Source organism: Staphylococcus sp. 8AQ, from assembly GCF_902506595.1.
In the GTDB taxonomy this organism is placed as follows: domain Bacteria; phylum Bacillota; class Bacilli; order Staphylococcales; family Staphylococcaceae; genus Staphylococcus; species Staphylococcus pasteuri.
On sequence record NZ_LR733871.1, the window covers coordinates 641,289 to 667,056 of the forward strand.

Annotated in this window: 25 protein-coding genes and 1 tRNA gene; 24 read left to right on the plus strand and 2 right to left on the minus strand. The window is 31.8% G+C overall.

The window, feature by feature from the left end; genetic code table 11:
* Positions 1-3: 3 nt before the first annotated feature.
* From GVY01_RS03305 to GVY01_RS03355, 11 genes are all read left to right on the plus strand, one after another.
* Positions 4-2,352: an endonuclease MutS2 gene (locus tag GVY01_RS03305; protein WP_017637641.1), complete on the plus strand. Its 2,349-nt coding sequence runs from the start codon at positions 4-6 to the stop codon at positions 2,350-2,352.
* A 172-nt stretch (positions 2,353-2,524) separates the two neighbouring features.
* Positions 2,525-2,839, plus strand: coding sequence for a thioredoxin (gene trxA / locus GVY01_RS03310; protein ID WP_017637640.1), 315 nt, complete (start codon positions 2,525-2,527; stop codon positions 2,837-2,839).
* A 131-nt stretch (positions 2,840-2,970) separates the two neighbouring features.
* Positions 2,971-4,755: an excinuclease ABC subunit UvrC gene (gene uvrC / locus GVY01_RS03315; RefSeq protein WP_017637639.1), complete on the plus strand. Its 1,785-nt coding sequence runs from the start codon at positions 2,971-2,973 to the stop codon at positions 4,753-4,755.
* A 410-nt stretch (positions 4,756-5,165) separates the two neighbouring features.
* Positions 5,166-5,780: a succinate dehydrogenase cytochrome b558 subunit gene (locus GVY01_RS03320; RefSeq protein WP_017637638.1), complete on the plus strand. Its 615-nt coding sequence runs from the start codon at positions 5,166-5,168 to the stop codon at positions 5,778-5,780.
* Positions 5,781-5,833: 53 nt separating this feature from the next.
* Positions 5,834-7,600, plus strand: a complete 1,767-nt coding sequence (gene sdhA, locus GVY01_RS03325; protein WP_046466582.1) for a succinate dehydrogenase flavoprotein subunit — start codon at positions 5,834-5,836, stop codon at positions 7,598-7,600.
* On the plus strand, positions 7,600-8,433 hold the full coding sequence (gene sdhB, locus GVY01_RS03330) for a succinate dehydrogenase iron-sulfur subunit (RefSeq protein WP_017637636.1): 834 nt from the start codon (positions 7,600-7,602) through the stop codon (positions 8,431-8,433). The genes sdhA and sdhB overlap by 1 nt, the downstream gene beginning before the upstream one ends.
* A gap of 173 nt (positions 8,434-8,606) precedes the next feature.
* Positions 8,607-9,404, plus strand: coding sequence for a glutamate racemase (racE, locus tag GVY01_RS03335; protein WP_017637635.1), 798 nt, complete (start codon positions 8,607-8,609; stop codon positions 9,402-9,404).
* A 15-nt stretch (positions 9,405-9,419) separates the two neighbouring features.
* Complete coding sequence (locus GVY01_RS03340) at positions 9,420-10,007, plus strand: XTP/dITP diphosphatase (protein ID WP_017637634.1); 588 nt, start codon at positions 9,420-9,422, stop codon at positions 10,005-10,007.
* Positions 10,000-10,518, plus strand: coding sequence for a YfcE family phosphodiesterase (locus tag GVY01_RS03345; RefSeq protein ID WP_017637633.1), 519 nt, complete (start codon positions 10,000-10,002; stop codon positions 10,516-10,518). Before GVY01_RS03340 ends, GVY01_RS03345 begins: the two co-directional genes overlap by 8 nt.
* 110 nt (positions 10,519-10,628) lie before the next feature.
* Positions 10,629-11,066, plus strand: a complete 438-nt coding sequence (locus GVY01_RS03350) for a MarR family winged helix-turn-helix transcriptional regulator (protein WP_029055488.1) — start codon at positions 10,629-10,631, stop codon at positions 11,064-11,066.
* Complete coding sequence (locus GVY01_RS03355) at positions 11,063-11,887, plus strand: N-acyl homoserine lactonase family protein (RefSeq protein WP_017637182.1); 825 nt, start codon at positions 11,063-11,065, stop codon at positions 11,885-11,887. The genes GVY01_RS03350 and GVY01_RS03355 overlap by 4 nt, the downstream gene beginning before the upstream one ends.
* A 163-nt stretch (positions 11,888-12,050) precedes the next feature.
* On the opposite strand, the gene GVY01_RS03360 is transcribed toward GVY01_RS03355, so the two are convergent.
* Positions 12,051-12,124: transfer RNA gene (locus tag GVY01_RS03360), tRNA-Arg, on the minus strand.
* 362 nt (positions 12,125-12,486) lie between these two features.
* Here GVY01_RS03360 and GVY01_RS03365 point away from each other — a divergent pair.
* From GVY01_RS03365 to GVY01_RS03380, 4 genes are all read left to right on the plus strand, one after another.
* Positions 12,487-12,621, plus strand: coding sequence for a beta-class phenol-soluble modulin (locus tag GVY01_RS03365; protein ID WP_017637181.1), 135 nt, complete (start codon positions 12,487-12,489; stop codon positions 12,619-12,621).
* Between the two features lie 47 nt (positions 12,622-12,668).
* Positions 12,669-12,803, plus strand: coding sequence for a beta-class phenol-soluble modulin (locus GVY01_RS03370; protein ID WP_002450638.1), 135 nt, complete (start codon positions 12,669-12,671; stop codon positions 12,801-12,803).
* A 49-nt stretch (positions 12,804-12,852) separates the two neighbouring features.
* A complete protein-coding gene (locus tag GVY01_RS03375; protein ID WP_017637180.1) occupies positions 12,853-12,987 on the plus strand; it encodes a beta-class phenol-soluble modulin in 135 nt (44 codons plus the stop codon).
* A gap of 118 nt (positions 12,988-13,105) precedes the next feature.
* Positions 13,106-13,792, plus strand: coding sequence for a YjjG family noncanonical pyrimidine nucleotidase (locus tag GVY01_RS03380; RefSeq protein ID WP_017637179.1), 687 nt, complete (start codon positions 13,106-13,108; stop codon positions 13,790-13,792).
* A gap of 52 nt (positions 13,793-13,844) precedes the next feature.
* Here the strand turns inward: GVY01_RS03380 and GVY01_RS03385 are convergent, their stop codons facing one another.
* Complete coding sequence (locus GVY01_RS03385) at positions 13,845-14,285, minus strand: N-acetyltransferase (protein WP_017637178.1); 441 nt, start codon at positions 14,283-14,285, stop codon at positions 13,845-13,847.
* A gap of 280 nt (positions 14,286-14,565) precedes the next feature.
* On the opposite strand from GVY01_RS03385, the gene bshC reads away from it, so the two are divergent.
* The 9 genes from bshC (at position 14,566) to ftsA (ending at position 25,745) form a co-directional block, all read left to right on the plus strand.
* Positions 14,566-16,179, plus strand: a complete 1,614-nt coding sequence (gene bshC / locus GVY01_RS03390; protein ID WP_017637177.1) for a bacillithiol biosynthesis cysteine-adding enzyme BshC — start codon at positions 14,566-14,568, stop codon at positions 16,177-16,179.
* 143 nt (positions 16,180-16,322) lie between these two features.
* Positions 16,323-16,754: a division/cell wall cluster transcriptional repressor MraZ gene (mraZ, locus tag GVY01_RS03395; protein WP_017637176.1), complete on the plus strand. Its 432-nt coding sequence runs from the start codon at positions 16,323-16,325 to the stop codon at positions 16,752-16,754.
* Between the two features lie 15 nt (positions 16,755-16,769).
* On the plus strand, positions 16,770-17,705 hold the full coding sequence (gene rsmH / locus GVY01_RS03400) for a 16S rRNA (cytosine(1402)-N(4))-methyltransferase RsmH (RefSeq protein WP_017637175.1): 936 nt from the start codon (positions 16,770-16,772) through the stop codon (positions 17,703-17,705).
* A gap of 13 nt (positions 17,706-17,718) precedes the next feature.
* Entirely contained in the window at positions 17,719-18,120 is a 402-nt protein-coding gene (ftsL, locus tag GVY01_RS03405; RefSeq protein WP_017637174.1) for a cell division protein FtsL, read from the plus strand.
* On the plus strand, positions 18,101-20,347 hold the full coding sequence (locus GVY01_RS03410) for a penicillin-binding protein (RefSeq protein WP_107999682.1): 2,247 nt from the start codon (positions 18,101-18,103) through the stop codon (positions 20,345-20,347). Before ftsL ends, GVY01_RS03410 begins: the two co-directional genes overlap by 20 nt.
* Positions 20,348-20,528: 181 nt before the next feature.
* Complete coding sequence (gene mraY / locus GVY01_RS03415) at positions 20,529-21,494, plus strand: phospho-N-acetylmuramoyl-pentapeptide-transferase (RefSeq protein WP_017637172.1); 966 nt, start codon at positions 20,529-20,531, stop codon at positions 21,492-21,494.
* 1 nt (position 21,495) lies between these two features.
* A complete protein-coding gene (gene murD, locus GVY01_RS03420; protein WP_017637171.1) occupies positions 21,496-22,845 on the plus strand; it encodes a UDP-N-acetylmuramoyl-L-alanine--D-glutamate ligase in 1,350 nt (449 codons plus the stop codon).
* 16 nt (positions 22,846-22,861) lie between these two features.
* Positions 22,862-24,244, plus strand: a complete 1,383-nt coding sequence (locus GVY01_RS03425) for a cell division protein FtsQ/DivIB (protein ID WP_017637170.1) — start codon at positions 22,862-22,864, stop codon at positions 24,242-24,244.
* A 103-nt stretch (positions 24,245-24,347) separates the two neighbouring features.
* Positions 24,348-25,745 (plus strand): cell division protein FtsA, encoded by a 1,398-nt coding sequence (gene ftsA / locus GVY01_RS03430; protein ID WP_017637169.1) that lies wholly within the window; start codon positions 24,348-24,350, stop codon positions 25,743-25,745.
* The last annotated feature ends 23 nt before the right edge of the window (positions 25,746-25,768 follow it).

Here is a 25,768-nt window from a genome sequence, read left to right on the forward strand (position 1 = left end):
TGCATGAGACAAAAAACATTAGATGTCTTAGAATTTGATAAAATAAAATCATTTGTATCAAATGAAGCTATCAGTGATTTAGGAAGAGAAAAGGTAGCAGAAATGTCTCCAGCAACAGATTTTGAAACAGTTGAATTTCAAATAAATGAAACTGACGAAATTTCGCAAATATATAATAAACACCGACTTCCAAGTTTAAGTGGTTTATCAAAAGTAGCGCAATATATTCATCGTTCAACTATTGGTGGCGTCTTAAATGTAACTGAATTAACTGCGATTAAACGTTTGATACAAGTTCAAAATCAATTTAAGACATTCTATAATCAATTATTAGAAGAAGATGAAGAGGTTAAATATCCAATTTTAGATAGTAATATGGCACAACTACCAATACTAACTGACCTTTTTAAAGATATTAATGAAAAATGTGACACACATGATTTATTTGATCACGCAAGTTACGAATTACAAAGCATTCGTAGTAAGATATCAAGTACTAACCAACGTATTAGACAAAATTTAGATAGAGTAGTTAAAAGTCAGGCTAATCAAAAGAAATTGTCTGATGCCATTGTGACAGTAAGAAATGATAGAAATGTTATTCCTGTAAAAGCAGAGTATAGACAGGACTTTAATGGTATCGTTCATGATCAATCAGCTTCTGGACAAACGTTGTATATTGAGCCATCTTCAGTTGTTGAAATGAATAACCAAATAAGTCGATTGCGAAATGATGAAGCAGTTGAACGTGAACGTATTTTAACTGAGTTAACGGGTCAAGTAGCAGCTGAAGCGGATGCTTTGTTAACATCAGAGTCAATTATGGGTCACCTTGACTTTTTAATTGCAAAAGCGAGATATGCACGTGCTATCAAAGGAACTAAACCAACTTTTCATAAAGAGAGAACAGTTTATTTACCTAATGCATACCATCCACTATTAGATCGAAATACAGTTGTAGCCAATACGATTGAATTTATAGATGACATCGAAACAGTCATTATTACGGGTCCCAATACAGGTGGTAAAACAGTAACATTAAAAACATTAGGATTAATTATTGTCATGGCACAATCAGGGATGCTTATTCCTACATTAGATGGTAGTCAATTAAGTGTATTTGAAAACGTGTATTGTGATATAGGTGACGAACAATCAATAGAACAATCATTATCGACATTTTCATCACATATGAAAAATATTGTTGAAATATTAAAAGATGCAGATAAAAATAGCTTAATTCTATTTGATGAATTAGGTGCAGGAACAGATCCTAGTGAAGGTGCAGCACTTGCGATGAGTATACTAGATCATGTAAGAAGTTTAGGCGCTTTAGTTATGGCGACAACTCACTATCCAGAATTAAAAGCTTATAGTTATAACCGTGAAGGCGTGATGAACGCGAGTGTTGAATTTGATGTTGAATCATTAAGTCCAACATATAAATTACTTATGGGTGTGCCTGGACGTTCTAATGCATTTGATATATCTAAGAAATTAGGCTTAAGTCTTCATATTATTAATAAAGCTAAGACAATGATTGGTACTGATGAACAAGAAATAAACAATATGATAGAATCACTTGAGAAAAATTCAAAACGTGTGGATGAACAACGTATTGAATTAGATAGACTAGTCAAGGAAGCACAAACAACACACGACGAACTAGAAAAACAATATCAACAGTATCAAAATTATGAAAAATCATTAATGGATGAAGCGAAAGAAAAAGCGAATCAACGTGTGAAATCTGCAACTAAAGAAGCTGATGCGATTCTTAAAGAATTGAGAGAATTAAGAGATAAAAAAGGTGCAGACGTTAAAGAACATGAACTTATTGATAAGAAAAAACAATTAGATGATCAATATGAAGCGAAATCCATTAAACAACATGTTCAAAAACAAAAGTATGATAAAATTCAAGCTGGCGATGAAGTTAAAGTCTTATCTTATGGACAAAAAGGTGAAGTGCTTGAATTAGTTGGCGATGAAGAAGCGGTTGTTCAAATGGGTATTTTAAAAATGAAACTACCTATTGAAGATTTAGAAAAAATGAAAAAGAAAAAAGAGAAACCAACGAAAATGGTTACCCGTGCGAATAGACAAACTGTAAAAACAGAACTTGATTTAAGAGGTTATCGCTATGAAGATGCACTAATCGAATTAGACCAGTATTTAGATCAAGCAGTATTAAGCAATTTCGAACAGGTTTATATTATTCATGGTAAAGGCACTGGTGCATTACAAAAAGGTGTACAACAACATTTAAAACGACATAAAAGTGTTAAAACATTTAGAGGTGGTATGCCAAGTGAAGGTGGATTTGGTGTTACCGTAGCTTCTTTAAAATAAATCTTCATAATAGATATTTTGTTGAGGCATTAGCCTAAAGTAAGTGGAAAATTGAATGATTTCTTGAGGAAATTTGCCACTTTAAAAAAAGAGCAAGCAGATTGCAATGCATTACCTTATAAATTCTGTTATAATTTGCTCATCATTTAAAAATTAAGGAGGATTGGCAATTATGGCAATCGTAAAAGTAACTGATTCTGATTTCGATAGTAAAATAGAATCTGGAGTTAAATTAGTAGATTTTTGGGCTACTTGGTGTGGACCATGTAAAATGATCGCTCCAGTTTTAGAAGAATTAGCAGGGGACTATGATGGTAAAGCAGACATCTTAAAATTAGATGTAGATGAAAACCCATCAACTGCAGCAAAATACGAAGTAATGAGTATTCCAACTTTAATTGTATTCAAAGATGGACAACCAGTTGATAAAGTAGTAGGTTTCCAACCTAAAGAAAACTTAGCTGAAGTATTAGATAAACACCTATAAGAATATAGACATGAAGACTGGGGCATTTCATAAAAATGCTCCAGCTTTGTTTTGTCTATTCCTATTTAATATTAATATTTTTTCATAAAAGAATTTATCGTAATTAAAAACAACAAGAAAGGAGGAAAAACATGGAAACGTATCAAGAACAAATTAAAACTAAGTTAAATGTCGTACCATTGGAACCTGGTTGTTATTTAATGAAAGATCGTAATGATCAAGTAATTTATGTTGGTAAAGCTAAAAAATTACGTAATCGATTACGTTCATATTTTACTGGTGCACATGATGCTAAAACAACGCGCTTAGTGAGTGAAATACGTAATTTTGAATTTATTGTAACCTCAAGCGAGACAGAATCATTACTTTTAGAATTAAACTTAATTAAACAATATCAACCACGTTACAATATTTTGCTGAAAGATGATAAAAGCTATCCATTCATTAAAATTACTAAAGAAAAACATCCTAGATTAATCGTAACCAGAACAGTTAAAAAAGGATCTGGTAAATATTTCGGTCCATATCCTAACGCTTATTCCGCACAAGAGACAAAAAAATTATTGGACCGGATATATCCATTTAGAAAATGTGATAAAATGCCGGATAAATTATGTCTTTATTATCATATTGGTCAATGTATGGGGCCGTGTGTTTATGATGTAGATTTAGATAAATATGCTCAAATGACAAAAGAAATTAGTGATTTTTTAAATGGTGAAGATAAAACGATATTAAACAATTTACAAGATCGTATGGAGAAAGCTAGTGAATCATTAGATTTTGAACGTGCTAAAGAATATCGTGATTTAATTCAACACATTCATAATCTCACTAAAAAGCAAAAAATTATGTCTACCGATAATACGATTCGTGATGTTTTTGGATATAGTGTGTCTAAAGGATGGATGTGTATCCAAGTATTTTTCATTAGGCAAGGCAATATGATTAAAAGAGATACAACGATGATTCCGATTCAACAAACAGAAGAAGAAGAATTCTATACATTTATAGGTCAGTTCTACAGTTTAAATCAACACATCCTACCTAAAGAAGTTCATGTCCCTAAAAATTTAAATAAAGAAATTATTCAATCTGTTGTGGATACTAAAATAGTGCAACCTTCAAGAGGTGCAAAAAAAGAAATGATAGATTTAGCTAACCATAATGCCGAAGTGTCATTAACAAATAAATTTGAATTAATCGCTAGAGACGAATCAAGAACAGTTAAAGCAATTGAGGAACTCGGTGAAAGAATGGGAATACAAACTCCTATTAGAATTGAGGCATTTGATAACTCCAATATCCAAGGTGTGGATCCCGTATCAGCCATGGTAACTTTTGTAGATGGTAAGCCAGATAAAAAGGGCTACCGCAAATATAAAATTAAAACGGTTGAAGGGCCAGATGATTATAAATCAATGAGAGAAGTAGTCCGTCGTCGTTACACTCGAGTTCTAAACGAAGGAACGCCTTTACCAGATTTAATCATTGTTGATGGTGGTAAAGGACATATGAACGGTGTAATGGATGTACTAGAGAATGAATTAGGTTTGGATATTCCAGTTGCTGGATTACAAAAGAACGACAAACACCAAACGTCAGAATTGTTATATGGCGCTAGTGCTGAAATTGTTCCTTTGAAGAAAAATAGCCAAGCTTTCTATCTACTGCATCGTATTCAAGATGAAGTCCATCGCTTTGCTATTACATTCCACAGACAAACTAGACAAAAAACAGGTCTTAAGTCGGTACTTGATGATATAGATGGAATTGGAAGTAAACGTAAAACGAAATTATTAAGAACTTTTGGATCAATTAAGAAGATGAAAGCAGCATCTTTAGAAGAATTAAAAAATTCTGGGTTACCTGAAAATGTTGCAAAAAACTTACAGCACGCACTTCAATCGAAATAAATTGACAAATTTTGGACATGAGAATTATTCTCATGTCCAAAAGTGCTTTAAATAATGTTACAATATAGTTAACAAAAGGCTATTTTTTTAAAGTTGTTTGGAAGCGTTTTCTAATTGAGAATTGTTATCAATCATGTAGGGTTACATGAATTGCTATAGAATACTCACATATGACGACATCATTATATGAAATCTATAACATGACTAGCCCTTTTCTTTTTTATGAAATACTTGTTTGATTTTAAATTTAACAGGAAGATGCTCCCAAGTATCTTTAAAGTGATTTAATTAAGACGAGTACAAAATAAAGAAGTAAAAGAAGCTAGTATTTTATATGGTTTTTTACGGCAGTTTACATACAACTTTATAATTTTAGTCAATTAATTAAATGTTTACAGGGGGGACTCCTTTTGGCTCAATCAAAAAATGAATTCTACTTAAGACGAATCCATTCGTTATTAGGTATTATCCCAATCGGTGCATTCTTAATTGTTCACTTATTGGTCAATCATCAAGCAACACAAGGGGCGGAAGCTTTTAATAAAGCCTCAGGTTTCATGGAATCAATACCGTTCTTATTGGTAGTTGAATTTCTATTTATTTATATTCCGCTTTTATACCATGGTTTATTTGGATTACACATTGCATTTACAGCAAAAGAGAATGTGGGTCATTACTCATTATTCAGAAACTGGATGTTCTTTTGCCAAAGAATAAGTGGTATTTTAGCATTCATCTTTATTGGTATGCACTTATGGCAAACACGCTTACAAAAAGCTTTCTTCGGTAAAGCAGTTGACTATAATATGATGCACGAAACTTTACATAATCCATTGTGGGCTATTTTCTACATTATTTGTGTAATTGCAGTAGTATTCCACTTTTCAAATGGATTATGGTCATTCTTAGTTACATGGGGTATTTTACAATCTAAAAAATCACAACGTGTCTTTACATGGGTATCGTTAATTGTATTTTTAATTATCTCTTATATCGGCGTAACTGCTATTATCGCATTTATGTAACAAATACAGATTAACTAGTCTTAGTTTTTATATTTCAGGGGAGTGACATTTCTATGGCAGAGAAAAAAATTATTGTTGTCGGTGGAGGACTTGCCGGTCTGATGTCAACAATTAAAGCAGCAGAAAAAGGTGCACATGTAGATTTATTCTCATTAGTACCTGTTAAACGTTCACACTCAGTTTGTGCCCAAGGTGGTATTAACGGTGCGGTAAATACTAAAGGTGAAGGTGACTCACCTTGGATTCACTTTGATGACACTGTTTATGGTGGCGACTTCCTAGCAAACCAACCACCAGTAAAAGCAATGGCTGAAGCTGCACCTAACATCATTCATTTATTAGACCGTATGGGTGTTATGTTTAGTAGAACTAATGAAGGTCTATTAGACTTCAGACGTTTCGGTGGTACGTTATATCACAGAACAGCATTTGCTGGAGCTACAACAGGTCAACAATTATTATATGCGTTAGATGAACAAGTTCGTTCATTTGAAGTAGATGGATTAGTAACAAAATACGAAGGTTGGGAATTCTTAGGTATAGTTAAAGATGAGGACAATGCTGCTAGAGGTATTGTTGCACAAAACATGACAACTTCTGAAATTCAATCATTCGGTTCTGACGCAGTAATTATGGCAACAGGTGGTCCTGGTATCATCTTCGGTAAAACAACTAACTCAATGATTAATACAGGTTCTGCAGCATCTATCGTTTATCAACAAGGTGCAGCATACGCAAATGGTGAATTCATCCAAATTCATCCAACTGCTATTCCTGGTGACGATAAATTACGTCTGATGAGTGAATCAGCACGTGGTGAAGGTGGACGTATCTGGACATATAAAGATGGTAAACCTTGGTATTTCTTAGAAGAAAAATATCCTGACTATGGTAACTTAGTACCTCGTGATATCGCGACACGTGAAATTTTCGATGTATGTATTAACCAAAAATTAGGTATTAACGGCGAAAACATGGTTTACTTAGATTTATCTCATAAAGATCCACATGAATTAGACGTTAAACTTGGTGGTATTATTGAGATTTATGAAAAATTCACTGGTGATGATCCACGTAAAGTACCAATGAAAATTTTCCCAGCAGTACACTACTCAATGGGTGGTCTATATGTTGATTATGACCAAATGACTAACATTAAAGGTTTATTTGCTGCAGGAGAATGTGATTTCTCTCAACACGGTGGTAATAGACTTGGCGCTAACTCATTATTATCTGCCATCTATGGTGGTACAGTAGCTGGCCCTAATGCTATTAAATATCTTGATGATATTGAAACTTCATACACTGACTTAGATGACAGTATTTATGAAGCACGTGTAAAAGAAGAACAAGAACGCTTTGATAAATTATTAAACATGCGCGGTTCAGAAAATGCTTATAAACTTCATCGTGAATTAGGTGAAATTATGACAGCAAATGTAACTGTTGTGCGTGAAAATGATAAATTATTAGAAACAGATAAGAAAATCCAAGAATTGATGAAACGTTATGAAGATATCGATATGGAAGATACACAAACTTGGAGTAACCAAGCTGTATTCTTCACTCGTCAATTATGGAATATGCTTGTGCTAGCACGAGTAATTACAATTGGGGCTTATAACCGTAATGAATCACGTGGTGCACACTACAAACCAGAATTCCCTGATCGTAATGATGATGAATGGTTAAAAACAACTATGGCGTATTACCAAGGTAGAACAGAAGCACCTAGATTTGAATACGATCCAGTTGATATTAGCTTAATCCCACCACGTAAACGTGATTACACTAGTAAGTCTAAAGGAGGTAAAAAATAATGGCTGACCAATCAGTAAAAGACACTCCAGAAACTCAAAGTAATCAACAACAACAGCAAAACGATCAACCAAAACAAAAAACGGTTAAATTAATTATCAAACGTCAAGACGATAGTGAATCTAAACCATATGAAGAAACATTTGAAATTCCTTATAAAGAAAATTTAAATGTTATTGCTTGTCTAATGGAAATTAGACGTAATCCAGTTAATATTAATGGTGAAAAAACAACTCCAGTAACTTGGGATATGAACTGTTTAGAAGAAGTATGTGGTGCTTGTTCAATGGTTATCAACGGACGCGCAAGACAATCTTGTTCTGCAATTGTTGACCAATTAGAACAACCTATTCGTTTAGAACCAATGAGTACTTTCCCAGTAATTCGTGACTTACAAGTTGACCGTTCAAGAATGTTCGACAACTTGAAACGTATGAAAGCTTGGATTCCAATCGATGGTACTTACGATTTAGGACCAGGACCACGTATGCCTGAGAAAAAACGTCAAACAGCTTATGAATTATCTAAATGTATGACTTGTGGTGTTTGTTTAGAAGTTTGTCCAAACGTTACACAAAATAATAGCTTCGTTGGCGCACAAGCTATTTCACAAGTTCGTTTATTCGACTTACACCCAACAGGTGCAATGACAAAAGATGAACGTTTAGATGCATTAATGAGCGCAGGTGGTCTACAACAATGTGGTAATTCTCAAAACTGTGTGAATGCATGTCCAAAAGGTATTCCTTTAACAACATCAATTGCTGCAATGAATAGAGAAACTTCATTCCATATGTTCAAATCATTCTTTGGTTCTGACCATAAAGTAGATTAATAATATAAGTGACAGATTTAGCGATACCCAATAAAAGGGGTATCGCTTTTTTATTTAATGATTTACTTTGTATTGGCCATGAATAGATAACGACTGTAACAATTCAAAATAATAAACACATTGAATCGCGTATGATAAAATAAAACTTAATTATGAAATAAGGATGTAAGACTATGAATAGACCAATTGGCGTTATAGATTCAGGTGTTGGTGGTTTAACAGTAGCTAAAGAAATTATGAGACAACTTCCTAATGAAACGATTTATTACTTAGGAGATATTGGTAGATGTCCATATGGTCCAAGACCAGGTGAAGAAGTTAAACAATTTACAACTGAAATTGCACAAAAACTTGTAGAATTTGATATTAAAATGCTAGTCATCGCATGTAATACAGCGACTGCCGTTGCATTAGAACATTTACAGAAAATATTACCGATTCCAGTGGTAGGTGTCATTGAACCTGGTGCTAGGACAGCTATTATGACAACAAGAAATCAAAATGTTTTAATATTAGGAACAGAAGGTACAATTAAATCAGAAGCTTATCGTAAACACATTAAACAAATTAATCCTAATGTAGAAGTATATGGTATTGCTTGTCCAGCTTTTGCTCCTTTAGTAGAACAAATGAGATATAATGATCCGACAATTACAAGTATTGTTATACATCAAACATTGAAACAATGGAGAAATAGTGATGCTGATACTGTTATATTAGGTTGCACACACTATCCATTATTATATCAACCTATATATGATTATTTTGGTGGTAAGAAAACTGTTATTTCTTCTGGACTAGAGACAGCTCGAGAAGTAAGTGCATTATTAACATTTAGTAATGAACATGCTAGTTATACAGAACATCCAGCACATCGCTTTTTTGCTACAGGAGATACGACATATATTGAAAATATTATTCAAGAATGGTTAGGTATGGATGCTGAAGTTGAACGAGTTAATGTTGGATAAATGGAGGGAAAAATAATGGAAGATATCGTTATTGCGTCTAATAATCAAGGTAAAATAAATGATTTTAAAGCTATATTTCCTAATAAAAATGTCATAGGAATAAGTGAATTGATTAAAGATTTTGATGTAGAAGAAACTGGTACAACATTTGAAGAAAATGCTAAATTAAAATCAGTAGCTGCAGCTAAAGCATTAAATAAGCAAGTCATTGCAGATGATAGTGGCCTTGAAGTACAAGCACTTAATGGAGAACCAGGTGTTTATTCTGCAAGATATGCTGGTTTAGATAAAAATGACCAAGATAATATTAAAAAGTTACTTGATAATATGAATAACGAGACTGAAAGAGCTGCACAATTTGTATGCGTTATTAGTATGAGTTCACCAAACGGACAAACTCAGCAATTTAAAGGAACGGTATCAGGAGAAATCACAACTGAACCTATAGGAGAAAATGGCTTCGGTTATGATCCTGTTTTTTATGTTCCGTCACTTGGTAAAACAATGGCACAATTAACAGATGAGGAAAAAGCGAAAATCAGTCATCGTGGAAATGCTATTAATCAATTACAACAATTTTTAGCAGGTGAGAATAATGAGTAAATGGATTGTAGTAAGTGATAATCATAATGAATCGGGAATTCTTTACGATATTTACGAGAAACATAATGATGCAGATGTTTTTCTTCATTTAGGTGATTCAGAATTTCAATATGATGATACTGAACTTAGCCTTTACAACAGAGTGAAAGGGAATTGTGATTTTTATCCAGAATTTCCTGAAGAAAATACAATCTCAAATAATGGGATCAATACCTTTTATACACATGGGCACTTATACCAAGTAAATCAAACGAGAATGAAATTAGCTGAAAAAGCTAAAACATTAAACGCTCAACTAGCATTTTACGGGCATACACATGTTGCTAAATATGAAAATATAGCTGATGTACATGTGATTAATCCAGGTAGTATTTCTCAATCAAGAAGTGCTGTTGAAGAAACATATGCCGAATTAATTATTGTAGATGATGAGAACAAAGCAACGTTAAATTTTAGAAATAGAGAGCATAAAGTGATAGATACAATTGAATTTAAACTAAATGATATTTAAAAATATGCATGAGCTTTCTTCAAAGTTGAATTATATATTCAACGGACAAGAAAGCTTATTATTTTTTGACATATAGTACACCTAGGTGTACTATTTTATTGGAGGTACATATGAAAGGTAATGAATTACAACAATTTAATCAATTTCACTTAACATTTATTGAAATAAGTAAAATTATTAACGAAGTTATTGATGAAGAAAATATTGATATTTCAAGAGAACAATTAGGCATTTTTAAATTACTTTTAGAACATAAACAATTATCTGTGAATCAAATAGCTGAAAAACAAGGTGTATATAAAACTGCAATTTCAAAAAGGATTAAGAAATTAGAAACAAAACATTTTGTAGAACGGATAAAGTCTGGAGATAAAAGAGAGAAAGTTATACAACTAACTGAGGAAGGACTTCAATTTTATAATAATAGACAAAACAAGTTGTATGAAGGTTTTAAAAGGAAATTAAATTTAAATAATAAAGAATTAAATGATCTTTTTGATTATACGAACCACATCAACGACATTTTAAAAAAGGATGAAGAACAATGACAAATAAAATTAAAGTTCATGTTTTACACACAGGGAATGTGATTGTAGATGAAGCGTTACCATTTGGATATTCAAATAATAGATTACTTGCATGGACAGGTCTTTTTAGATCTAAACAGCATCAAATTAAGATACCTGTTTCAGTTTATTTAATAGAACATCCTAAAGGTTTAGTATTAATAGATACTGGATGGCATACAGATAATAGAACACATCAAATTAAAAATTTACGTTTTCAATATCCTGTAAATAAAGCTGATTTACCAAAAGGAGAAGCAGTGCATGAACAATTGATAAAACTAGGATATAAACCTAGTGATATCGACTATATATTAATGAGTCATATGCATTGTGATCATGCTGACGGATTAAGATTAGTTAAAGATGCTAAACATGTATTAGTTAGTGAAGAGGAATATGAAGCTATACAAAAAGATAAAATGCATTATCTTCCTCATGAATGGAAGGGTGTTCACTTAGAAACATTTAAATTTGAAGATAGCGATTTAGGACCTAAAAAGAAAGCTTTTGATTTATTTGGAGACGGTACTATTAAAATGATATGGTCACCAGGACATAGTAAAGGTCTAAGTTCTACGATTGTAAAATCTTATGATAATGAGAAATTCTTATTCCTAGTATCTGATATTGGTTATGCTTCTAAATCTTGGAAAGAAAATATATTACCTGGAGTATTAGTTGATAAAAAAGATGCTCAACAATCTTTAAATTGGGTGATAGAGATGGTGCAAAATCCTAATTGTATAGAAGCCATTGCTAATCACGACCCAGATGTTAAACCTCATATTGTAGAATTATAATGATAGATAGGAAATCATTTTTTTAAGTTTATTTGTAAGTATTCAGGTCCCTAAAAAGTCCCTATAAATTAATAATCAAAACAGCTAGGCATTTTTGAATGCCTAGCTGTTTTGATGTCATAAAAAAAGAACTGTAATCCAACAGGATTACAGTTCTAGTTAGCGTCCTGGGAGGGATTCGAACCCCCGACCGATGGCTTAGAAGGCCATTGCTCTATCCAGCTGAGCTACCAGGACATTTTTTAACACAAGAATTATTATAGCTAAATTAACTGTAATATGCAATAGCTATGATATAAAAAATGTTTATATTTTTCACTATTGTAGTGTATTGAAACAATATCATAAAGTGTTTTTAAGTTTGAAGAATATTTGAATCTATTGAATTGTGAACAATTCAGTTTTGTATCCCTAACTGTTCAAAACTGAAAACGATTTTACAGTTTTGAAGTGTTTATAGCGAAGTAAGGAAAAGACGCCAAAGTTGGGCATGAAAGTTATATATTATAAATAACAAAACGATAGATAAACAACACGAATCAATTTACCTCAGTTTTTGAAAGTAACTTTTGAACAATAAATATTAAGGAGTGTTTATAGTGGAAGGTTTATTCAAAGCAATTAAAGATACAGTTGAAGCCGGTGTTAATAATGACGGTGCTAAATTAGGTACAAGTATCGTAGGTATCGTAGAAAATGGTGTAGGGGTATTAAGTAAATTATTTGGATTCTAAGATTTATCAATTACTAAAATAAATTATAACAAAAGGAGATTTTTATTATGACAAAATTAGCAGAAGCAATCGCAAATACAGTACAAGCAGCACAAGGACATGACGGAGCTAAATTAGGCACTAGTATCGTAAGCATCGTAGAAAATGGCGTTAGCGTATTAGGAAAATTATTTGGATTCTAAGTCTTAACAACAATTAAAATAAATTAAAACAGAAAAGGAGATTTTTATAATGACAAAATTAGCAGAAGCAATCGCAAATACAGTACAAGCAGCACAAAATCACGATGGAGCTAAATTAGGAACAAGCATCGTAAGCATCGTAGAAAATGGTGTTAGCGTATTAGGAAAATTATTCGGATTCTAATATTCAAATATTTAGTACTGACCAGGGCAAGCGCTCTGGTCTTTTTTTATTTTCTAAGAAATTATATTCAAAATTTGTTATTGTTAATAGAGATAAAAGAGTAGTGAGGGATATAAAAATGAAATACACAACTATTTTACTAGATTTTGATGATACAATTGTTGATTTTTATGATGCTGAAGAAAAAGCATTTTATAATATGGCTAAACATTTTAATCATTATCCAACAGAAGAGGATTTTTATTATTTTAGAAAGGTTAATCAATCTCATTGGGAAGCTTTTCAAGAAAATAAATTAACTAAAGTTGAAGTTTTAACTCTGAGATTTGTTAATTACTTTAAAGACTATAACATTGAAGTTGATGGGAATTTAGCTGACAACCTATTTAGAGATGAATTAGCAAAAGCTACACCTAGCTTTTTTGATGGGACTTTAGACACAATAGATTATTTGAGAAAAAAACATAATATTTATATTGTGACAAATGGGGTTACAGAAACACAGCAACGTCGTTTAGCTCAAACAACATTTAACGAAACATTAAATGGCATTTTTATATCTGAACAAACAGGTTATCAAAAGCCTATGCCAGAATTTTTTGATTACATTTTTAAAGAAATGGGAGAAACACATAGAGAAAAGGCAATAATTGTAGGAGATTCACTTACTTCGGATATTTTAGGAGGAAAAAATGCTAATATTGCTACATGTTGGTTCAATTTAAGAAATAAAGAAAATAATACAACAATTCAACCTGATTATGAAATTAAGTCTCTTAAAGAATTAATTGATATTGTAGAATAATCAAATTAAAAAATCCCATCGAATTTAATAAATTCGGTGGAATTTTTTCGTACTATGGGTGCCAAATTAAAACATCATGTCCTTCAGGATTTTTAGCTTCGACATCTTTGAAACCTTGGCTTTCGAAATAAGATTTTGAATTATTTCTAGCGATTGCTTTAATAGGAAGGTTAAATGATTTTGCAAAATCGATTAATTCCTTAGAAAAACCTCTGTTTTGATATTTCTCTAATACTTCTAATTTCCATAATAAAATATAATCGTCACAATCAGGGAAGTAAGATTCCTCAACTTCACCTTTATTTAGCAATGCCATTCTTGCAGCTAATTTATCTCCGACAAAAATACCATAAAAAGGTGAGTCTGAACTTGCATCGATCATTTGTCCGTTAAATTCTTCAACCATATATAAATCTTTATTACCAAACTCTCTAAAATCTTCGAATAACTCATCAGTTTTGTAATTAATTTCTAATTTTTTTACTTCGCTCATCATCATGTCCCCCTTTATTCCTTTCTTATATTATACCTTAAAGTCTATGTTCTTTTCATTTATTTATGCTCTAAGCCAAAATTAAACCAGATAAATATATTTATACGAGTTGAATTTTTTATACCATTCAAAATAAAAATAATGACACGAATGTCATTTCGAGCGTAAGTAATTTTAAAGAATTTTAAGATTTTATAAATTTTTATAAGCCGTTAAATTGTCATAAGTGAGTATAGTCTTTATACTATATTAGGAATAGTGATACTGAAGGAGAAAAACAATGGACTGTAAAATATTAAAATTAAACAATGACGATCAGTTTATTTCCAAAATAAAAAATAGTGATGGTACACTCCAACAATTCTACCAATATGATGCTATGTCAGAAGATAGCTTTAAAAAGAAAATGGATGCGCCTTCAAATGGAAGAGAAAAAGAACTTGCAAATGTTATTCAATCTTATATGGAAGATTTATCAATAACTGAAGCGCAACAAACACATTTGGATGCTTTAGCTAATGGCGCAAAAGTTGTCATTGGAGGACAACAGGCTGGTCTGTTTGGTGGTCCTTTATATACAATCCATAAAATTTTTTCAATTATTACATTGAGTCAACAACTTTCTAATAAATATAACCAAACGGTTGTACCGGTATTTTGGATTGCTGGAGAAGATCATGATTTTGATGAAGTCAATCATACATTTGCTTATAATCAACAAGACGCACATCTACATAAAATTAAATATCATACTATGACACCACCTGAAAGTAATGTATCTCGTTTTAATCCTGAACAGTCACAAATGATTGAAGTGTTGAATGATTACTTTAAACAATTAAAAGAAACAGAGCATAGTAAAGCAATTTACCAAATGTGTTTAGACATTATTAAAAGTAATGAAAACTGGTCAAATATTTTTAAAGCTTTATTACATGAAATCTTCAAAGATTATGGTGTTTTATTTATTGATGCTCAATATACTTCGTTGAGAAAAATGGAAAAACCTTTATTAAAAGAAATGATTTTAAAACATCGTGCTATTGATGAAGCTTTTAGAAATAATCAAAAAAATACAACACAACAAGGTTTGTCTCAAATGATTCAAACTGATACTAATGTGCATTTATTCCTTCATGAAGAAGGGATGAGACAATTATTAACTTATGAAAATGATGCTTTCCATTTAAGTAAATCAACACAAAACTATAATCAACAACAGTTATTAGACATATTAGATGAAGAACCTGATAGATTTTCAAATAATGTTGTTACACGTCCTATAATGGAAGAATGGTTATTTAATACTGTGGCCTTCATCGGTGGTCCAAGTGAAATTAAATATTGGGCAGAACTACATGATGTATTTCAGTTATTAAATATTGATATGCCGATTGTATTACCAAGATTGAGGATTACTTACTTATATAATAGAACTCAAAAATTATTAAATCAGTATCAACTTCAATTAGAACAGGTCATAGAGAATGGTATTGAAGAAGATAAACAAAAATTTATTCGTGAACAAGCTTCCGAAACATTTTTAAATGAAATTGAAAGTATGAAACAACAACAGGAAAATCTATTTCATTCTTTATATAAAGAAGTTCAAGGTAATAATGCTAATGAAAATTTAGTAACTAAAAATAATGAAATACACTTAAGACAGTATGATTATTTGAAAAAACGTTATCTTTTAAATATCGAAAGAGAAAATGACATTAGCATGAGACATTTTAGAGAAATTAATGATCATCTCCACGCAATGGGAGGATTACAAGAAAGAATATGGAATCCACTTCAAATTTTGAATGATTTTGGGAAAGATGTGTTCAGTCCCTCCACTTATCCACCACTTTCTTACACTTTTGATCATATTATAATAAAAGATTGATATAACAGCGTTTAAGCCCGCTTTATCGAAAAGATAAAGCGGGTATTTTTTTATAAAAATAAATATTTTTGACGAATTTTACATAATTAGTGGAGGATAGTGGGGAGATGTGGTAAATTATAAATAAGGTGAGGTGAGAAAAAATGTTCATGGGAGAATACGATCATCAATTAGATACAAAAGGACGTATGATTATACCGTCCAAGTTTCGTTATGATTTAAATGAACGTTTTATTATCACTCGAGGCCTTGATAAGTGTTTATTCGGCTATACTTTAGATGAATGGCAACAAATTGAAGAGAAGATGAAAACCTTACCTATGACAAAAAAAGACGCACGTAAGTTTATGCGTATGTTCTTCTCAGGTGCCGTTGAAGTAGAGTTAGATAAACAAGGACGTATTAATATTCCGCAAAATTTAAGGAAATACGCTAATTTAACTAAAGAATGTACAGTAATAGGTGTTTCAAATCGAATTGAGATTTGGGATAGAGAAACTTGGAATGATTTCTATGAGGAATCTGAAGATAGTTTCGAAGATATTGCTGAGGATTTAATAGATTTTGATTTTTAATTTGGAGGTATGACAGTGTTTCATCATATAAGCGTTATGTTAAACGAAACCATTGATTATCTAAATATAAAAGAAGATGGTGTGTATGTTGACTGTACGTTAGGTGGAGCAGGACATGCCTTATATTTACTAAATCAATTAAGTGATGAAGGTAGACTTATTGCAATTGATCAAGACTTAACTGCAATAAAAAATGCTAAAGATGCTTTGAAAGAACATTTACATAAAGTCACTTTTGTTCACAGTAATTTTCGAGAGTTAACACAAATATTAAAAGAGCTAAACATTGAAAAAGTTGATGGTATCTACTATGACTTAGGTGTTTCAAGTCCACAGTTAGATGTACCAGAAAGAGGCTTTAGCTATCATCATGATGCTAAATTAGACATGCGAATGGATCAAACGCAATCATTATCAGCTTATGAAGTTGTAAATGAATGGTCTTTTGAAGCATTAGTCAAAATTTTCTATCGTTATGGTGAAGAAAAGTTCTCAAAACAAATTGCAAGAAGAATTGAAGCAAACCGAGAAAAACAACCAATCGAGACGACATTAGAATTAGTTGAAGTGATTAAAGAAGGCATTCCTGCCAAAGCTAGAAGAAAAGGTGGGCACCCTGCGAAAAGAGTGTTCCAAGCTATACGAATTGCAGTAAATGATGAATTAAGTGCATTCGAAGATTCAATAGAACAAGCTATTGAGCTTGTAAAGGTACACGGACGTATTTCTGTTATTACATTCCATTCATTGGAAGACCGATTATGTAAACAGATGTTTCAAGAGTATGAAAAGGGACCTGACTTACCTAGAGGCTTACCAGTTATCCCTGAAGAATATACCCCAAAATTGAAACGCGTAAACCGTAAACCTATTACTGCGACTGACGAAGATTTAGATGACAATAATCGAGCCCGAAGCGCAAAACTACGCATTGCAGAAATATTAAAATAAGGAGTAATTCAACATGGCTGTAGAAAAAGTTTACCAACCATATGATAATGCAACACAAACCAGTGTTCCAAAAAGACAACCGCAAACCTCTCCTCAAAAGCAAACCGTTAAACGTAAAGTTGTCGTTCAACTTACTAGATTCGAAAAGATTTTATACATAACGCTAGTCTCTGTCATTGCTATGATTAGTATTTATATGCTATCTTTAAAAATGGATGCGTATGATACGCGAGGAAAAATTGCAGATTTAGATCAAAAAATTGAACAACAATCTAGCGAGAACAGCGCCTTAAAATCTGAAATTAAGAAAAATTCTTCATACGAACGCATTTACGACAAGGCTAAGAAGCAAGGTATGAGCCTCAAGAACGATAATGTAAAGGTAGTGCGTAATAATGGCGAAACGAAAAATTAAAATTAAAAAAAATAAAATAGGGGCAGTCCTACTTGTTGGTTTATTCGGGCTGCTCTTTTTTATATTGGTTTTGAGGTTTTCATACATAATGATTACTGGTCATTCAAATGGACAAGATTTGATAATGAAAGCAAACCAAAAATATTTAGTTAATAACTCAGAGCAACCAGAACGAGGAAAGATTTACGATAGAAACGGTAAAGTCTTAGCCGAAGATGTTGAAAGATATAAAGTCGTAGCAGTTGTAGATAAAAAAGCGAGTGAAAATAGTAAAAAGCCAAGGCATGTGGTAGATAAAAAGAAAACTGCCAAAGAATTATCAAAAGTTATTGATATGAAACCAGATGAAATCGAAAAAAGATTGAATCAGAAAAAAGTATTCCAAGTAGAGTTTGGTCAAAAAGGTACTAATTTAACGTATCAAGATAAAGAAAAACTTGAAAAGAAAGACTTACCAGGAATTACCTTATATCCTGAAACTGAAAGATTTTATCCTAATGGTAACTTTGCTTCTCACTTAATTGGTATGGCTCAAAAAGATCCTGATACGGGTCAATTAAATGGTGCCATGGGAGTTGAAAAGATATTTAATAGTTATCTTAATGGTTCAAAAGGATCATTAAAATATATACATGATATCTGGGGATACATCGCACCAAATACAAAATCAGAAAAACAACCTAAACGTGGCGATGATGTTCATTTAACGATTGATTCAAATATTCAAGTGTTCGTCGAAGAAGCATTAGATGACATGGTTGACCGCTACAATCCTAAAGATTTATTTGCGGTTGTTATGGATGCAAGAACCGGAGAAATTTTAGCGTATAGCCAAAGACCTACATTTAATCCTGAAACAGGTAAAGACTTTGGTAAAAAATGGGCTAATGATTTATATCAAAATACGTATGAACCAGGATCAACATTTAAAACATATGGATTAGCTGCAGCTATTCAAGAAGGTAAATTCAGCCCGAATAAGAAATTTAAATCAGGACCTAGAGAGATAATGGGCTCAGAAATTTCTGACTGGAATAAAACAGGTTGGGGTAGTATTCCTGAAACACTAGGATTTACGTACTCAGCTAACTCATTAATGATGCACTTACAAGATGAAGTTGGTGCTGATAAAATGAAATCTTGGTATGAACGATTTGGTTTTGGTAAATCAACAAATGGTATGTTTGATGGTGAATCCACTGGTCATATTGCATGGGATAATGAATTACAACAAAAAACATCAGCATTTGGACAATCAACTACAGTAACACCAGTTCAAATGATTCAAGCACAGTCAGCATTTTTCAACAAAGGTAATATGTTGAAACCATGGTTTGTAAGTAGTATAGACAATCCAATTTCTAAAAAGAATTTTTATAAAGGTGAGAAATCTTACGCTGGAAAACCAGTTTCAGAAGATACTGCTAATAAAGTTGAAAAAGAATTAGATAAAGTTGTAAATAGTAAGAAGAGTCATGCGATGAACTATCGTGTGAAAGGATACGATATCGAAGGTAAAACAGGTACCGCTCAAGTAGCCGATTCTAAAGGTGGCGGTTATGTTAAGGGTGAGAATCCATACTTCGTAAGTTTCATGGGTGATGCACCTAAGAAACATCCTAAAGTGATTGTTTATGCTGGTATGAGTCTTGCACAAAAAAATGATCAAGAAGCATATGAAATGGGTGTAAGTAAAGCATTCAAACCGATCATGGAAAATACGTTGAAATATTTAAACGTTGATAAATCAAAAGATTCTGCTTCTAAAAAGGATTATAGTAAAGTGCCTAACGTAGAAGGACAATCAATAGAAAAAGCTAAAGATAGTATTAATGCTAAATCACTTAAACCAGTTGTTATTGGCAGTGGTAAAACAGTGAAATCACAATCAGTCAAAGCTGATTCTGAAGCATTGCCTCATAGTAAAGTTCTTTTAGTAACAGATGGTGACTTGACTATGCCTGATATGAAAGGCTGGACAAAAGAAGATGTTCTTGCTTTCCAAGAATTAACTAACATTAAGGTCAAAACGACTGGCAGTGGTTTTGTTTCAGATCAATCTATGACACAAGGTCAAAAACTTAAAAAATCAGATAAAATTGAAGTTACTTTATCAGCAGAATCTACTGATAGCACAACTGACGATAGTGATAAACAATCATTAGACAAATCATCTGATAAGAAAGACAAATCTAAGTCTAAAAAGAAAGATTCAAGCACTGACTAGTACAACATAGATATTCAACATATAAGGAAGAGATTGGGATTTTATTTATCCTTCTCTCTTTCTTAATATGTTATGAACTAACGTATAAATTTAGAACTAAAACTGATAAAATGTAAAAGCTAACAATTAAAAATATTTAATAATATATGTAAATTGACGGATAAAAGAAAAGGAGATTATTATGATTTTTGTATATGCGATGTTATCGCTTCTAGTAACTTTTGTACTTGTACCTATACTCATACCAACGCTCAAAAGAATGAAATTTGGACAAAGTATTCGTGAAGAAGGGCCTCAAAGCCATATGAAGAAAACGGGTACTCCAACAATGGGTGGACTAACATTCTTAATAAGTATCATTATCGCTTCAGTTATTGCGATTATTTTTGTAGATCGTTCTAATCCAATAATTTTATTACTATTTGTAACAATCGGATTTGGATTAATTGGCTTTATTGATGATTACATTATCGTTGTTAAGAAAAATAACCAAGGTTTAACAAGTAAACAGAAATTTTTAGCACAAATTTTAATTGCTGTAATATTTTTCGTACTAAGTAATGTGTTTAACTTAGTCAATTTTTCAACAACTTTACATATTCCGTTTACTGACGGTGGTATCCCTCTTTCATTTGCTTATGTTATATTTATCATCTTTTGGCAAGTTGGCTTTTCAAATGCAGTCAATTTAACAGATGGATTAGATGGTTTAGCTACAGGACTTTCAATTATCGGTTTTGCAATGTATGCCATTATGAGTTTTGTACTAGAATCACCTGCAATAGGTACATTCTGTATTATTATGGTATTTGCTTTACTAGGATTCTTACCATATAACTTAAATCCAGCTAAAGTATTTATGGGTGACACAGGTAGCTTAGCATTAGGTGGCATATTTGCTACAATTTCAATTATGTTAAACCAAGAGTTATCACTTATATTTATCGGATTTGTATTCGTAGTAGAAACGTTATCAGTTATGTTACAAGTTGCTTCATATAAATTAACTAAAAAACGTATTTTCAAAATGAGTCCTATTCATCACCACTTTGAATTATGTGGATGGAATGAATGGAAAGTTGTAACAGTATTTTGGTCAGTAGGTTTAATAACAGGTCTAATAGGCTTATGGATTGGAGTGCACTAGTATGCTAAATTACACAGGATTAGAAAATAAAGATGTATTAGTTGTAGGATTAGCAAAAAGTGGTTACGAGGCAGCCAAATTATTAAGTAAATTAGGCGCGAATGTAACAGTGAATGATGGTAAAGATTTATCTCAAGATGCACATGCTAAAGATTTAGAAGCTATGGGCATTAAGGTTATTAGTGGAAGCCATCCAAATTCATTATTAGATAATAACCCTATAGTTATTAAGAACCCCGGTATTCCATACACTGTATCGATTATAGATGAAGCAGTAAAAAGAGGTTTAAAAATATTAACTGAAGTTGAATTAAGTTATCTAATTTCAGAAGCGCCCATTATTGCAGTAACAGGTACAAATGGTAAAACCACTGTCACTTCATTAATAGGGGACATGTTTAAAAATAGTAGATTAACTGGTAGATTGTCTGGAAATATTGGTTATGTTGCTTCGAAAGTGGCACAAGAAGTAACTCCGAAAGATTATTTGATTACTGAATTATCATCATTCCAATTATTAGGAATTGATCAATATAAACCACATATCGCAATTATCACTAATATTTATTCAGCGCATTTAGATTATCACGAAACGCTTGAAAATTATCAAAATGCTAAAAAGCAAATATATAAAAATCAAACAGAAGATGATTTCTTAATTTGTAATTATCATCAACGTCATTTAATTGAATCAGAAAATTTAAAAGCTAAAACGTTATATTTCTCAACTCAACAAGAAGTGGATGGTATATATATTAAAGATGGCTTTATTGAATATAAAGGTGTTCGTATTATTAGCGTAGATGATTTAGTTTTACCAGGTGAACATAATTTAGAAAATATTTTAGCAGCTGTTTTAGCTACAATATTAGCTGGTGTACCAATTAAAGCGATTGTTGACAGTCTTACAACATTCTCAGGGATTGAACATAGATTACAATATATTGGTACAAATAGAACTAATAAATACTATAACGATTCTAAAGCAACAAATACGCTAGCTACACAATTTGCATTAAATTCATTTAATCAACCAATCATTTGGTTATGTGGCGGGTTAGATAGAGGTAATGAATTTGATGAATTAGTACCTTATATGAATAATGTAAGAATTATGGTCGTATTTGGTGAAACACAAGAAAAATTCGCTAAATTAGGAAATAGTCAAGGTAAATACGTTATCAAGGCTACAGATGTACAAGATGCCGTCGATAAAATTCAAGACGTTATTGAACCAAATGATGTGGTGTTACTTTCACCAGCGTGTGCAAGTTGGGATCAGTATAATACATTCGAAGAACGTGGAGAGAAATTTATTCAAAGTTTCCGTGCACACTTGCCATCATACTAAAAGGGCGTGATAGAAAATGGACGGTAAATCTAATGACAATAACAGAAACAATGCAGCTAACTCCGATGACAAACAAAATGATGAGTTAAGCATGTTTCGTAGAAGTAACGATTTTAGAACGCGTAAAAGAAAAAAGTTTAAAGATAAAGTTGAAGACGACATATCTAACTCGAATCACTATGATGATACGAGTGAAGAAGAACAGCATCATAGTGAGGACATCTTAAATGATCGCAAAACTCATTTAAACGATAAAGAAGATTTTGTTAGTAATAGTGATAACTCAGATTCGTATCGCGAAAGTGAGCAAATTAATCATTATAATAATGATGAAAAAGTTAATAGCGATGATAGTCAACAAGATAAAGAACAAACAAATAATATTGAAGATAATACAACTTCAAAAACTAAGCACAAAAATAAAAATGCAAAGAAAAATTGGTTGAGTTTTTTTACACCAAATAAATCAACATCAAAGAAAAAAGAACATGCACAAGAAGAACAAACAGATTCTAATAAGAAAGTTACACAATTTAGTTCACCAACTCTAGAAGAGAAAAGAGCACAACGGCGTCGAAGACAAAAAAGAATTCAGTACACCGTTATTACAGTATTGGTATTGTTAATTGTGATATTCTTACTATATATGTTTACACCATTAAGTAAAATCTCCAACGTAAATATTGAGGGGAATCATAATGTAAGTAAAAGCCAAATTAACAAAGCACTCAATGTTAAGTCTACTTCACGCATGTATACTTTTAGTAAAGGTAAAGCTAAAACTAATTTAAAGAAAAATAAATTAATTAAAGATGTAAGCATTACCAAGCAATTACCTAATACGTTAAATGTTAAAATAACAGAATATCAAGTTGTTGGTTTAACGAAAAACAAAGACAAATATGTGCCTGTGCTAGAAGACGGGAAAGAATTAAAAGATTATGATGGTAATATTTCACATGACGGTCCAATCATTGATGGTTTTAAAGGCGACAAAAAGGAAAAAATAATCCAAGCGTTATCAGAAATGTCACCTAAAGTGAGAAATTTAATTGCGGAAGTCAACTATGCACCAGATAAGAATAAGCAGAACAGAATTAAAATATTCACTAAAGATGATATTCAAGTCATTGGAGATATTACGACTATAGCGGATAAGATGAAATATTACCCACAAATGTCAGAATCACTGTCTCGTAGTGATTCAGGCGACCTTAAAACAGATGGTTATATTGATTTGTCGGTAGGAGCATCATTTATTCCTTATCAAAATAGTAGTGGTGATCAATCTGAATCTGAACAAAGTGTATCTAAAACATCAGCAAAAGAAACTGAAGCAAAAGAAGAACTTCAAAGTGTGTTAAATAAAATTAATAAAGAATCAAAAGAAAATAATTAAAAAATTTTGATATTAGTATGTGTTTATAGTTCACAAGCTTATCAACGTATTGTAAACTAAACATAGTGTATTTTAATAGTAACTTGTCAGGAGGTGCCTATCTATGGAGGAACATTACTATGTAAGCATAGATATTGGTTCATCAAGTGTTAAAACAATAGTAGGCGAAAAATTTCACAATGGAATAAATGTGATAGGTACAGGACAAACCTATACAAGCGGTATTAAAAATGGTCTGATTGATGACTTTGATATAGCAAGACAAGCTGTCAAAGACACAATTAAAAAGGCTTCTATCGCTTCAGGTGTCGATATTAAAGAAGTATTCTTAAAATTACCTATCATAGGAACTGAAGTGTATGATGAATCAAATGAAATAGAATTTTATGAAGATACTGAAATTAATGGAACACATATCGAATCTGTACATGAAGGTATTAGAGACAAAAATGATGTTCCTGAAACAGAAGTCATTAACGTTTTCCCAATACGCTTTGTTGTAGATAAGGAAAATGAAGTATCAGATCCAAAAGAATTAATCGCTAGACATTCACTTAAAGTGGATGCAGGCGTTATAGCTATTCAAAAATCAATTTTAATTAATATGATTAAATGTGTTGAATCATGTGGTGTAGACGTGCTTGACGTATATTCAGATGCATACAATTATGGCTCAATCTTATCAGCAACTGAGAAAGAGCTCGGTGCATGTGTTATTGATATCGGTGAAGATTTAACACAAATTGCCTTCTATGAACGTGGCGAATTAGTGGATGCAGATTCAATCGAAATGGCTGGTCGTGATATTACTGACGATGTTGCACAAGGATTAAACACTTCTTATGACACAGCAGAAAAGATTAAACATCAATATGGTCATGCTTTTTATGACTCAGCTTCAAGCCAAGATGTATTTTCTGTGGATCAAATAGATAGTGAAGAGAATGTTCAATATACGCAAAAAGATTTAAGTGATTTTATTGAAGCAAGAGTTGAAGATATTTTCTTCGAAGTATTTGATGTATTGCAAGAATTAGGATTAACTAAAGTTAACGGTGGTTTCGTCGTTACTGGCGGATCAGCTAACTTATTAGGTGTAAAAGAATTACTACAAGATATGGTAAGTGAAAAAGTAAGAATTCATACACCATCTCAAATGGGTATCAGAAAACCAGAATTTTCTTCTGCGATTTCTACGATTTCTAGTAGTATCACTTTTGACGAGTTATTAGATTATGTTACAATTAGTTATCAAGATAATGAGGAATTTGAAGAGGAAGTTATCGAATCAAATGATAAAGATGCTGACTCTAAATCAAGCGGTTTCGATTGGTTCAAACGCAAATCGAATAAAAAAGATGATTATGAGGAAGAACCTGAAGCACCTCATGAAGAATATGACAACCGCGAAACTCATCAAGAACAAGATCATCATAATGCTCAAGATAAAGACAAAGAAGAAGGTAAATTTAAAAAACTCATGAAATCTTTATTTGAATGATTATTGGCCATTAAAACTAGGAG

Excerpts from the sequence above, each read along its gene's own strand:
- GVY01_RS03305 (WP_017637641.1), top strand. The coding sequence starts at position 4 with ATGAGACAAAAAACATTAGATGTCTTAGAATTTGATAAAATAAAATCA.
- trxA (WP_017637640.1), top strand. The coding sequence starts at position 2,525 with ATGGCAATCGTAAAAGTAACTGATTCTGATTTCGATAGTAAAATAGAA.
- uvrC (WP_017637639.1), top strand. The coding sequence starts at position 2,971 with ATGGAAACGTATCAAGAACAAATTAAAACTAAGTTAAATGTCGTACCA.
- sdhA (WP_046466582.1), top strand. The coding sequence starts at position 5,834 with ATGGCAGAGAAAAAAATTATTGTTGTCGGTGGAGGACTTGCCGGTCTG.
- sdhB (WP_017637636.1), top strand. The coding sequence starts at position 7,600 with ATGGCTGACCAATCAGTAAAAGACACTCCAGAAACTCAAAGTAATCAA.
- racE (WP_017637635.1), top strand. The coding sequence starts at position 8,607 with ATGAATAGACCAATTGGCGTTATAGATTCAGGTGTTGGTGGTTTAACA.
- GVY01_RS03340 (WP_017637634.1), top strand. The coding sequence starts at position 9,420 with ATGGAAGATATCGTTATTGCGTCTAATAATCAAGGTAAAATAAATGAT.
- GVY01_RS03345 (WP_017637633.1), top strand. The coding sequence starts at position 10,000 with ATGAGTAAATGGATTGTAGTAAGTGATAATCATAATGAATCGGGAATT.
- GVY01_RS03350 (WP_029055488.1), top strand. The coding sequence starts at position 10,629 with ATGAAAGGTAATGAATTACAACAATTTAATCAATTTCACTTAACATTT.
- GVY01_RS03355 (WP_017637182.1), top strand. The coding sequence starts at position 11,063 with ATGACAAATAAAATTAAAGTTCATGTTTTACACACAGGGAATGTGATT.
- GVY01_RS03370 (WP_002450638.1), top strand. The coding sequence starts at position 12,669 with ATGACAAAATTAGCAGAAGCAATCGCAAATACAGTACAAGCAGCACAA.
- GVY01_RS03375 (WP_017637180.1), top strand. The coding sequence starts at position 12,853 with ATGACAAAATTAGCAGAAGCAATCGCAAATACAGTACAAGCAGCACAA.
- GVY01_RS03380 (WP_017637179.1), top strand. The coding sequence starts at position 13,106 with ATGAAATACACAACTATTTTACTAGATTTTGATGATACAATTGTTGAT.
- GVY01_RS03385 (WP_017637178.1), bottom strand. The coding sequence starts at position 14,285 with ATGAGCGAAGTAAAAAAATTAGAAATTAATTACAAAACTGATGAGTTA.
- bshC (WP_017637177.1), top strand. The coding sequence starts at position 14,566 with ATGGACTGTAAAATATTAAAATTAAACAATGACGATCAGTTTATTTCC.
- mraZ (WP_017637176.1), top strand. The coding sequence starts at position 16,323 with ATGTTCATGGGAGAATACGATCATCAATTAGATACAAAAGGACGTATG.
- ftsL (WP_017637174.1), top strand. The coding sequence starts at position 17,719 with ATGGCTGTAGAAAAAGTTTACCAACCATATGATAATGCAACACAAACC.
- GVY01_RS03410 (WP_107999682.1), top strand. The coding sequence starts at position 18,101 with ATGGCGAAACGAAAAATTAAAATTAAAAAAAATAAAATAGGGGCAGTC.
- mraY (WP_017637172.1), top strand. The coding sequence starts at position 20,529 with ATGATTTTTGTATATGCGATGTTATCGCTTCTAGTAACTTTTGTACTT.
- murD (WP_017637171.1), top strand. The coding sequence starts at position 21,496 with ATGCTAAATTACACAGGATTAGAAAATAAAGATGTATTAGTTGTAGGA.
- GVY01_RS03425 (WP_017637170.1), top strand. The coding sequence starts at position 22,862 with ATGGACGGTAAATCTAATGACAATAACAGAAACAATGCAGCTAACTCC.
- ftsA (WP_017637169.1), top strand. The coding sequence starts at position 24,348 with ATGGAGGAACATTACTATGTAAGCATAGATATTGGTTCATCAAGTGTT.